This is a genomic window from Paenibacillus agaridevorans (genome assembly GCF_003112455.1).
Classification (GTDB): domain Bacteria; phylum Bacillota; class Bacilli; order Paenibacillales; family Paenibacillaceae; genus Pristimantibacillus; species Pristimantibacillus agaridevorans.
The window spans coordinates 1-11,419 of record NZ_BDQX01000286.1; the positions used below are offsets into that span (position 1 = coordinate 1).

8 protein-coding genes are annotated in these 11,419 nt (G+C 55.7%); all 8 read left to right on the forward strand.

What is annotated here, in order from left to right; genetic code table 11:
- The first annotated feature begins 225 nt into the window (after positions 1–225).
- The gene (locus PAT3040_RS23505) at positions 226–1,887 is read left to right on the forward strand and encodes an extracellular solute-binding protein (RefSeq protein WP_108994597.1); all 1,662 of its coding nucleotides are present in this window, start codon (positions 226–228) and stop codon (positions 1,885–1,887) included.
- A gap of 142 nt (positions 1,888–2,029) precedes the next feature.
- Positions 2,030–2,890 carry an ABC transporter permease gene (locus PAT3040_RS23510; protein WP_087567417.1) on the forward strand — a complete coding sequence of 287 codons (861 nt, stop codon included), beginning with the start codon at positions 2,030–2,032 and terminating at the stop codon, positions 2,888–2,890.
- A 33-nt stretch (positions 2,891–2,923) separates the two neighbouring features.
- Complete coding sequence (locus PAT3040_RS23515) at positions 2,924–3,808, forward strand: carbohydrate ABC transporter permease (RefSeq protein WP_087567416.1); 885 nt, start codon at positions 2,924–2,926, stop codon at positions 3,806–3,808.
- A 31-nt stretch (positions 3,809–3,839) separates the two neighbouring features.
- Positions 3,840–5,579: a sensor histidine kinase gene (locus PAT3040_RS23520; RefSeq protein WP_108994598.1), complete on the forward strand. Its 1,740-nt coding sequence runs from the start codon at positions 3,840–3,842 to the stop codon at positions 5,577–5,579.
- Between the two features lie 189 nt (positions 5,580–5,768).
- Complete coding sequence (locus PAT3040_RS23525; protein WP_108994599.1) at positions 5,769–7,469, forward strand: response regulator transcription factor; 1,701 nt, start codon at positions 5,769–5,771, stop codon at positions 7,467–7,469.
- A gap of 98 nt (positions 7,470–7,567) precedes the next feature.
- Positions 7,568–8,854, forward strand: coding sequence for a Gfo/Idh/MocA family protein (locus tag PAT3040_RS23530; protein ID WP_108994600.1), 1,287 nt, complete (start codon positions 7,568–7,570; stop codon positions 8,852–8,854).
- Positions 8,855–9,472: 618 nt separating this feature from the next.
- The gene (locus tag PAT3040_RS23535) at positions 9,473–10,420 is read left to right on the forward strand and encodes an ABC transporter permease (protein ID WP_108994601.1); all 948 of its coding nucleotides are present in this window, start codon (positions 9,473–9,475) and stop codon (positions 10,418–10,420) included.
- 12 nt (positions 10,421–10,432) lie between these two features.
- Positions 10,433–11,308 (forward strand): carbohydrate ABC transporter permease, encoded by an 876-nt coding sequence (locus tag PAT3040_RS23540; RefSeq protein ID WP_108994602.1) that lies wholly within the window; start codon positions 10,433–10,435, stop codon positions 11,306–11,308.
- Positions 11,309–11,419: the final 111 nt, after the last annotated feature.

Genomic DNA, 11,419 nt, shown 5'->3' on the forward strand with positions numbered 1-11,419 from the left:
CGCCCCCAGCGCGGCAATCGCTTCTTGCATAATGTCCGTCGCGAGCGGGTCTCCGGCTTGCCATTACAATCGATTGGACGGCCATTTCTCAAAAGGTGTATACGAAAGTAAACAGTAGTATATGGCTGGCGCGCTGGGTCCTTTCTATACTGAAAACAGGGACGACAAGCCGCGCTGCAGGGCGGCGGATGGATCCATATCAAGACCAGACGGAGGGGTAGTAGCATGAAGAAGAGATACAAAATGTTGACCATTGCAGCAACGCTAGCGTGCCTGACATTGTCCGCTTGCAGCAACGGAGGAAACGAGCCGGCCGCATCGCCGAGTCCAAGCGCGGAAGCGGGGCAAGAACAGCCGCCCGAGACGAATGAAGTGATCGAGGTGACGACGGTATCGCCAAGCGATCCGTACCTGAAGTTCGACGAAGGCGAAAGCTTCGATAAAAACGCCGTGTACGACGCTTACGAGAAGGACATCGGCGTCCGGATCAAAAACAATTGGATCGCCGACGTCAGCCAGTTCAAGGAAAAGGTGAAAATCACAATCGCTTCCGACGATCTGCCCGACTTCCTGCTGGTGAACGCAACGCAGCTCAAGGAGCTGACCGAAGCGGACATGATTATGGATATTACGGAAGTGTACGACCAGCACGCCACGGAAGAGACGAAAAAGTTCCTGACGATGGATGGCGGCATGCAACTCAAGACGGCAACGTTCGACGGCAAGCTGATGGGCATTCCGAGTTCGTACAATCCATATCAGTATCAATATTTATACGTGCGCACGGATTGGCTGAAGGAGCTGAACCTGCCGGAGCCTAAGACGATGGACGACATCATGGCGATCGCGGAAGCTTTCAAAACCAAAAATCCGGGCGGAACCAAAACGCCGTACGGTCTCGCGGTCAGCAAAAACCCGTTCAGCATGGATACGGGCGTGACCGGTCTTCGCGCTTTCTTAAACGGTTACCACGCATACGAGAATATCTGGATCGAGGACGGCAACGGGGGTCTCGTAAACAGCGACATCCAGCCGGAAGTGAAGCAGGCGCTAGCCGCGCTGCAGGATATGTTCAAGAAAGGGCTGATCGATCCGGAGTTCGCGGTCAAGGATACGGAGAAAGCGGCCGAGCTTCTCTACGATAACAGCGTCGGCATCGTATACGGCGCATCGTGGACGCCTGCCCAGCTTGCGAAGGGCGCGGTGAAGGACGGCAAGGTCGTGCAGGAGTGGGGCGTGTTCCCGATCCCGACGGCGGACGACAAGCCGGCGCTGTCGCAGATCGGCCTTGGCGTAGACGAATATTACGTCATCTCCAAGAAAGCGAAACATCCGGAAGGCGTCATCAAGCTGCTCAACCATTGGATCGCGGTCGACAACCATCCGACCGACGAGCAGAAGGTATACGAGTTCGGCAAGGATCTCAAGGAGAAAGGCAACAACTATTGGCTGCTCAGCCCGCTCAGAGTCGGCAAGCAGAAGGACAACAACGGCGAAATTCTGCCGAAAGCGATCGAGAACAAAGATCCGAGCATCCTGGAGACGAAGGATCACCGGACGCGGTACGAACGCGCGATGAAATACGTCGACGGCGATACGAGCATGTGGTGGGAATATTTGATCTCCGGTCCGAAAGGCGCATTCTCGCTGGTGCCTGCCATTCAGGATAACAAACAATATTTACAGAACAAGTTCTATGGAGCGCCGACGCCGGCAATGGCGGAGCGCCAGGAAATTTTGCTCAAGAAGCGGGACGAGGTTTATTTCAAAATCATCATGAACCAGGTGCCGGTCGACGCGTTCGACGATTTCGTGCAGGAGTGGAAGAAGCTTGGCGGCGACGAAATTACGAAAGAAGTGAACGAGTGGTACGCCACCCATCAATAATCGATAGCACGAAGGAGTCGGGGGATGGGGGCATTGCTCTCACCCCCGTATTGCTTGCGGAGGACTGTCGATTTAGTGAAACAGCGAGGTGATCGGCTTGAACGGAATAACAAGGCTGTGGAAGAGGGAATGGCCTCTGCACATGATGCTGCTGCCCGCCATCGTATTGGTCGTCATATTCAGCTACGTGCCGATGGCCGGCATCGTCATGGCGTTCCAGAAATACGTGCCGAACAAAGGCCTGTTCGGCTCCCCGTTTATCGGTTGGCGGAATTTCCGGCTGCTGATGGATTATCCCGATATCGGGCGCATTTTTTTTAATACGATCTACATTGCGGTGATGAAAATCGTTGCGGGACTTTTTGTCCCGATTACCATCGCGATCCTGCTGAACGAGCTGCGCCGCGAATGGGTAAAGCGCACGTTCCAGACGCTTGTGTATTTGCCGCACTTCATGTCTTGGGTGCTGCTCAGCGGCATTTTGGTCGACGTTCTGTCGCCCACGTCGGGCGTGGTGAATCAGCTGCTTGGGTATTTCGGCGCGAAGCCGATCTTTTTTCTCGGCAGCAATGACTGGTTTCCTTACGCGATGGTCATCTCCGACGTATGGAAGGAATTCGGCTTCGGCACCATCGTGTATTTGGCCGCGCTGACGGGCATAAATCCGTCGCTGTACGAAGCGGCAGAGATCGACGGGGCGGGGCGACTAAAGCAAACGTTCCACGTAACTCTGCCGGGCATGATGCCGATTATCGTACTGATGCTGACGCTCAATATCGGAAACGTGCTGAACGCGGGCTTCGAGCAAATCTTCAACCTGTATAGTCCGCCCGTCTACGAAAGCGCGGACATTATCGATACGTTCGTCTACCGGATGGGCGTGCAGCAAGCGCAGTTCGGCTTCGCAACGGCGGTGGGACTGCTCAAGTCGATCGTATCGTTCCTGTTTATTTCGTTTTCTTATTTCTTGGCTTACCGATTGGCGAACTACCGGATCTTCTGACCCGTCGCCAATTCTACGGAAGGGAGCATCATCATGACGAACTATCGCACTTGGGGCAGAACGGTTTTCGCGGGGTGCAATTACGCATTCCTGCTGCTTATCTCCTTGCTCTGTCTCATGCCCATCGTGCACATTCTGGCGATGTCTTTCAGCTCCGGGGCTGCGGCGGCCGCGGGACAAGTGGCGCTGTGGCCGGTCGATTTTACGACGGCCGCTTACGATAACGTCTTCGGCAAGCCGGAGTACCTGCGCGCGTTCTGGGTATCCGTCCAGCGCGTCGCGCTCGGCACGTCGCTCAGCATGGTGCTTATGATCATCACGGCGTACCCGCTCTCCAAGGATCACCGCCAGCTTAGGCTGCGCACCTTCTATGCCTGGCTGTTCGTCTTCACGATTCTGTTTAGCGGAGGGCTGATTCCGTCCTATCTGACCGTCAAGTCTCTTGGCATGATCGATACGATGTGGGCGCTTGTACTGCCGACCGCGATTCCGGTGTTCAATATTATTCTTCTGCTGAACTTTTACCGCAACTTGCCAAAGGAGCTGGAGGAATCGGCGCGTATCGACGGAGCAGGCCACTTCCGCACGCTGTGGCAGATTTACGTGCCGCTGTCGCTGCCCGCGCTAGCGACGACGGGGCTGTTCACGATGGTGGGGCACTGGAACAGCTGGTTTGACGGCATGCTGTACATGAATCATACTGAGAATTATCCGCTCCAGACGTTCCTGCAGACGGTCATTATCAAGCTCGACTTCCGCTTCATCAAGGCGGAAAATGCCGAGCTGCTGCTGAAGCTGTCCGACCGGACGAGCCGCGCGGCCCAAATATTCGTGGCGGCGTTTCCGATATTGATCGTATATCCGTTTCTTCAACGGTTTTTCATCAAGGGCATCGTCATGGGCAGCGTGAAGGAATAGGAGTTGACTCAATCAATCGGGGGGACGAGAGATGAAGAGCTTATTGTTCCTGCGTGACTCCTCCATTTTCAAGAAAATGCTGGTTGCCTTTCTGGCCGCCCTGCTGCCGCTGCTGGCGATCACGTGGATGATCGTCGAGCAGGGCTCGAACCGTATTCGCGGAGAAATATCCGAATCCGTGCTGAATACGGCGCGGTACTATATGGATTCGCTTGATAAGGAAGCGGATCGAATCGAACGATATTTGCCCAACTACGTCATGGACCAGGATCTCATGGAGATCGCCGCGACGGGGGATCATATGAGCTCCTACGAGAGGTCAAGCAGCATTCTGGATATTCAGAAGCGGCTTGACCTGATGCGCAATTCCAGCCCGTTCATCCGGGAGACCAAAGCCTATATTCCCGTCATCGACCGGACGGTGCTCTCCCACAGCTTCGAGACGTTCCTCGACCTGGAGGAATACGCGGCCATGCGGCAAAGCGGGAAGCTGTACGAAGAGCCGTTTATTATCTGGCGCGACCGGCTGTTCATGTCCATGCAATATCCGACCGGCACGACCTCGAAGCCGTTGTATATCGTCGCCGTGGAGTTATCCGTACCGGAAATAAGAGGGACTCTCGCGCAAATTCGCGGTTCCCGCGGCGGGGGGAGCGCCATGATCAATTTGGATCGGGGATGGAGCGTGGAGAGCGGCGCGGATGCCGACATGGCGAGCCATATGCAGGAGTTCTCGCGCCAAAAGAGCGCTGCCGGCGCTCGTCAAGGCAGCGAGACGATTGCGTATAACGGAGCGCGATATGTGGCGATCTATACGTATTCCGCCGTCTGGAACGCGTATGCCGTTACGTACGTGCCCGAAGCCGAAGTGTTGGGCTCGCTTGAGGTGTACCGGACGTTATTTTGGTGGGCGTGCGGGCTTGCGGTCGTCATCGTGCTGTTCTTCACTTATTTCCTGCTTCGGATTATTTACCGCCCGCTGATGAAGCTGGTGCATTCCTTCCGCCGCGTGCAGATGAACCGGCTGGAGACGATCGCCGTCGATCGCGGAGCCGACGAATTCGGTTATTTGTACGAGGCGTTTAACGACACGGTGTTGCATTTGAAAACGTTGATCGAAGAAAACTACGAGGGGCAAATCCGCAATCAGCGCTCGGAGCTGAAGCGGCTGCAATCGCAGATCAATCCCCACTTTCTATATAATTGCTTCTTCGTGTTATGCAGGCTGATCAAGTCCGGCAACCAGCAGGAGAAGGCCTATCGCTTCTGCTTGCATATCGGACAATATTTCCAGTTCATCACGCGCAACGACGAAGACGATATCCCGCTCAAGCTGGAGGCGGAGCATTCCCGCACGTACGTCGAGATGCAGTCGATCTGCTACGGAGACCGGATACAGGTTGCGTTTGACGGCCAGGATCGGCTGCCGGACATCCTTGTTCCGAGGCTCATTCTCCAACCCGTCATCGAAAACGCGTATAAACATGCGTTTGATCGTATGCCTGGCCCCGGGGAATTATGGCTGCGCGGCGAGCCGGACGAAGGTTCGTTCGTCTTCTATGTCGAGGATAATTGCGACCGGATCACGGACGAGGAGATTGAAGCGCTCAGGAAGAAGCTGCGTTATTCCGCAAACCGGATCGAGGAGACGACGGGTCTCCTGAACGTGCATCGCCGAATTCAACTGCGTTATGGCGAGGAGTACGGTCTGGCGGTCGCGCGTTCCGAGCTGGGCGGGCTGCAGGTGCGGATCCGGTTAAGCGCTGGCTAGGGCGTGTCTGAATACTCCGAGGGGAGCAGATTTTGCCGAATTTTCGTTCCATGCAAGGAACTTTTGTGAAGGTGTACCGGGGGTACATCAAGCAAAAGTGACGAAGCAGGGGGCGGAAAGGCGGTGAAAGATGCCCCCGAGCGGGTTTTCAGACACGCCCTAAAGGATAACGAACGGGGGAGGAGACATATGTACAGACTGCTTATCGTTGACGATCTGCCGATTATTGTGGACGGCTTGCTGGAATTGTTCCAAGGGCAGGAACGGCTGGAGCTTGAAGTTTTGATCGCTTATTCGGGAGAAGAGGCGCTGGAGCTGCTGAACCGGCACCGCGTCGATATCGTGCTCTCCGACATCAAGATGCCCGGCATCGAAGGCATTCAGCTGCTGAAGGAGATCGGGGCCCGATGGCCGTCCTGCAAGGTCATCTTCCTGACGGGGTACAACGACTTCCAGTACGCGCGCGATGCGGTAACTTACGGCGGATTCGATTATATTCTAAAGGTGGAGAGCGACAACAAGATTATCGACGCGGTGGAGCGGGCCATGGCCAAGCTGGACGAGGAGCTGGACCGGGAACGAATCGTCACGAAGGCGCAGAGCAGCATGAGACGGGCGCTCCCATCGCTGCAGAAAGAATATATGCTGGGGCTTCTGCAAGGGAGGACGGCAACGCGAAGCGGGTTGGAGCGGCTGTTCCGCGAGATGGACATCCCGCTTGACCCGGAGGAGCCGGTCTATCTGTTAATCGGCCGCGTCGACGGCTGGAAGGAGATGATGTCCGCCCCCGACAAGGCGCTCCTGACGTCGGCTTTCCAGAACATCGGCGACGAATATTTGGCGAGGGGCGCGCGTTATTACTCCGCCCCGTTCGAGTTCGCCAAGATCGTCTGGCTGATCCAGCCGCTGGTCGAGACTGCTGGTGTCGATGACGACTCAGCCGCTAATGGCTCTGGCGGGAAGATCAGCTGTCTCGGTCACGCTGCCGGCGTGCTGGAGTCCATTCAGGCAACCTGCAAGGAGCTGCTCGGCATGTCGGTGTCGTTCGCGCTAGGCGCCGAACCTGTGGAGTGGGACGGCGTTGCGGAGCGGTTTTATGCGGTGAAGTACGAGCTGGCGCAGGGGCAGGGCTTGCTGCATGAAGCCATTCTGATCGAGCGGGAGGGTTCCGTGCCTGCCGAAGGGTTCGTGGGGAAAACGGCGGATGTCAGCGACGGATTTTACCATGCCCGGGTGCAGATGCTTGCAGGCTGTCTGGAGAATAGTCAGCGGGAGCCTTTTTATAAGCTGTATGCCGAATTGACTTCCATCTGGAACGAGTCCGGCGCGTCGAACGAGAGGAAGACGGAGCTGTACCATTCTTTGTCCGCCGTCTTTTTGTTCCATTTGCAGCGCAACCGGGACGTATGCGACTATGCCAATACGCAGCTCGATCTGGCTCCGCTCTTCGGCCGCGGAGATGCGCTGCCGTGGCCGGAACTGATTCTGTATTACAGGCAATTGGCCGATTGCTGCTTCGAGTGGAACGAGCTTAACGGCGCGGTCATTCCTTCCGAAGTGGTAAGCAAAGTCCATCAATACATCGAGAAGCATATTGCGACCGACATTTCGTTGAACGCGCTGGCGGATTGCGTCGGGCTCAATCCGTCGTATTTGTCCCGGCTGTACAAGCAGAATACGGGCATCGGCCTGTCCAAGTACATTAACGATTACCGGAACATGACGGCTCGGGACATGCTGCTTAACACGTCGATGAAGGTCAACGAAATCGCGGGCGCGCTGGGCTACAACTCGGCGCTTGCGTTTATTCGGTTTTTCAAGAAGCAGAACGGCGCCACGCCGCTCGAATTCCGTTCGTCGCGAAGCCAGCCGTCCGGACATGGTCAATAACTGTATACGGAAAGTAATCAACGATCTCTTTCTCGGGTCCCCCGGCGATTCTACAATGAAACTACAGACGAGGGTTTGCGAGGAGGAGAACAGAACAGATGAAACCATTAACAGCCGTCCTGCTCGGCGCGGGCAGCAGGGGAAGATACATTTACGGGCCATACGCGGAGAAATATCCGCACGAACTCCGGATCGTTGCCGTGGCCGAGCCGGACGCGGAACGCAGAAGCTCATTTGCCGCGCTTCACGGTATTGCTCCCGAGCGAACGTACACGAGCTGGGAGCGCGCGTTCGACGAGGGGCGAATCGCGGACGTGATGATCATATGCACGCTGGACCGAATGCATTACGAGCCGGCCATGAAGGCCATGGAGCTGGGGTACCACGTCATGCTCGAGAAGCCGATGTCGCCCTCCATGGAGGAGTGCATTCGGCTGGAGGAGGCCTCGCTTCGCTTGCGGCGGCTGCTCGCCGTGACGCATGTGCTGCGATATTCGCCTTTCTGGTCGGGCATCAAGAGGTGCATCGACGAGGGGGAGCTCGGCACGGTGGGAACGATCCAACTGACGGAGAATGTCGGCTACCGCCATATGACGCACAGCTACGTGCGGGGCAACTGGCGCAAGGCGGAGGAGACGAGCCCGATGATTCTGGCGAAGTCGTGCCATGATCTCGATCTCGTCTCGTGGATGATGGGACAGCCATGCACGAATGTCAGCTCCTACGGCTCTTTGTTGCACTTCAGGCCGGAGAATGCGCCGGCGGGCTCGACGGAACGCTGCATGGACGGCTGCGCGGTAGAGCGGGATTGCCCGTTCTCGGCGGTTAAGCTGTACTTGCGGCAGCCGTCGCACGAATGGGCTCGTTATATGACGGATGACCCTACTCAGGAAGGAATCATTGCGGCGTTGAAGGATGGGCCGTTCGGGCGTTGCGTTTATCGCTGCGACAACAACGTCGTGGACCATCAGGTCGTCAATATGGCCTTCGAGAACGGGGCGAACGCGTCGTTTATTATGTCCGGGCTTACCGAGAGCGGAACTCGCCGCGTACAGATCATGGGCACGGCAGGCGAGATTATCGGCGACATGGACAAGGGCTCGTTCGTTTTATATCGCTACGCGACGGACGAACGCATCGAACATCGCTGCAGCGTCGAAGGCGACGGGCATGGCGGCGGCGACGAGCGGATGGTAGCCGCGTTTCTGCGAGACGTGCGGAGCTTCGACCGCAATCCGTCGCAGGGACTAACGTCTGCAACCGCGTCGCTCCAGAGCCATCTCATCGCTTTTGCGGCGGAACACTCCCGCCTTCGCGACGGCGATCCCGTCCGCCTTGCCGAGTTCCGGGAGCAGGGAGCGGCGAGCGGGCGCGCACACAAGTGATAGGCTGCATATTCCGCTTGCAGGATATTCAGTAACTTACTGTAAGGACGAAACAATAAACCTCATTTAATATTTACGGCATAAAAGGGCCGGGTTCGCCTCAATAGCGGGAAAGTAAAATATAGAAAAAAGACGTAGGGCCGACGGCTCAACGTCTTTTTTTGTTTAGGAAACTATTCATCTGCCAGAATTGTGAACAAAAAAGTGGACGGCAGCGCAGTTAAGTAAAAGGCTGATCGTAACGGACACCACAGTCGCTATTTCGCAAAAATGGGGCCTGTTCAAATTGTAACGGACACAGACGACCTTACTTCCTTCAAAACCGCATCGAATGGGCGGAAATGCAGCAAATAGCGTCATCTGAGTCCGTTAGATTTTCAATATCGCGAAAATGCTGCAATTAGAGGCTCTGAGGTCCGTTAGCGAAAGCAGAACGTTTCAGCTTCGTTACTCACAATGAATCGACAGCCTCATTTTGTCCGTTAGGCCGTAACTCTTCCCTTGTACATGACGAAAATTGTGTCGGATTAGACCAGAAATAAAAGGATCGTCCGCTACTCGCCCCCCGTCCTCAGCCTCTACAATAAGGATCAAGACAGAGAAAAGTAGGTGGAGAACATGAGCAAACCTCGCGGAGGAGAAGGTGTTTCGCTGGGGACCGGGAGACGGCGCCTGAAGCTGATCCGCGGCAATATGGATATGTATATGCTGCTCATACCGGGTTTGATTTTTTTATTCTTGTTCAAATACGCGCCGATGTACGGCATCATCATCGCCTTCCAGGACTTCAACATCTTCGGCGGCATATCCGGCAGCGAATGGGTCGGGATGGCTCAATTCGAGAGGCTGCTGCAATCCGACGAATTCATGCAAGTACTGACCAACACGCTGCTTATCAGCTTGTACAAAATTACCATTCTGTTTCCGATCCCGATCGTCATCGCGCTTATGCTGAACGAAGTGCGGCGCATGTTCTTTAAGCGGACGATCCAGACGATCATCTATTTGCCGCATTTCCTCTCCTGGGTCATTATCTCGGGGTTATTTATCAACATCCTGTCGCCGTCGGGCGGCATCGTCAACGAAATCATTCGATCCTTCGGCGGAGAGCCGATCTCGTTTTTTACGAGCAACAGCTTGTTCCGCAGCTTGGTCGTGTTTACCGCAGGCTGGAAGGAGATGGGCTGGAATGCCATCGTCTTTATCGCCGCCCTCGCGGGCATCGAGCAAGAGCAATACGAAGCCGCAGCCATCGACGGAGCGGGGCGCATCAGACAGATGTGGTCGATCTCGCTGCCGGGCATGCTGCCCACGATCGTCCTGATGTTCATCCTGCGAATCGGCAGCCTCCTGGAGGCAGGCACGGAGCAGATTTTGACGATGTACAATCCGCTCGTCTACGAGACGGGGGACGTCATCGGCACCTTCGTGTACCGGATGGGTCTCGGCCAGCAGGACTACAGCTTCAGCACGGCGGTCGGTCTGTTCAACTCCGCGGTAGGATTTCTGCTGATCATAATCGGCAACATGCTCAGCCGCAAATTTATAGGTCGCAGTATTTGGTAAGGAGGGACGTTCATGTACAGAAAAACAGCAAAAGACTATATGCTCGACGGCACCATCTACATCGTGCTGATCGCGATGGGATTGATCACGCTGCTCCCCTTCGTTAATGTCTTCTCCAAGTCGGTCAGCGAGGAATGGGCGATTATGTCGGGCCAGGTGGGAATCTTCCCCGTCGGGTTCCAGCTCGACACGATGAAATTCGTCGTCACGAGCTCCCAGTTTTTGAATTCGCTCTGGATCTCCGTGATCATCACAGTGGCAGGCACGCTCGGCTCGCTGCTTATCACGGCATTGACGGCATACCCGCTGTCGAAGCGGGAGCTGCCCGGCATGGGCTTCATCATCGTCCTGTTCATCTTTACCATGATGTTCAACGGCGGCATTATTCCGAACTACTTGCTCGTCCGCGAACTGGGCCTGATCAACAATTTGGGCTCGCTGATTTTGCCCGCTCTGATTAGCGTATTCAACATGCTGGTGATCAAGAGCTACTTCGAAAATTTGCCCGCCAGCCTGGAGGAGTCCGCCAAGCTCGAAGGAGCCCGCAACCTGACGATCCTGTTCCGAATCATATTGCCGCTCAGCGGTCCCGTGCTCGCGACAATCGGACTTTTCTACGCCGTGTACTACTGGAACGATTATTTCCACCCGATGCTGTACATCAACAGCACGTCGCTCAAGCCGCTGCAGTTGTACCTGCAAGACATCGTCATGAACGCGGACACATCCTCGGCGCTCGACAAGACGGCCGACGATCTCATGAACGTGCCGGCGGAAGGCGTTAGGTCGGCTACCGTCATCGCGTCGACCATTCCGATTTTGCTGGTCTATCCTTTCTTGCAGAAATATTTTATCAAAGGCGTGCTCATCGGCTCCGTCAAGGGTTGATGGAAAACCTTGCATTAACTTTTCTCACGGGCAGGCTCGCGCCGAACGCAAGCGAATCCAGGTACCGGAGCGCGGCGATGCGGCGGCGGGCGGGCTTCTGTGGAAAATTAA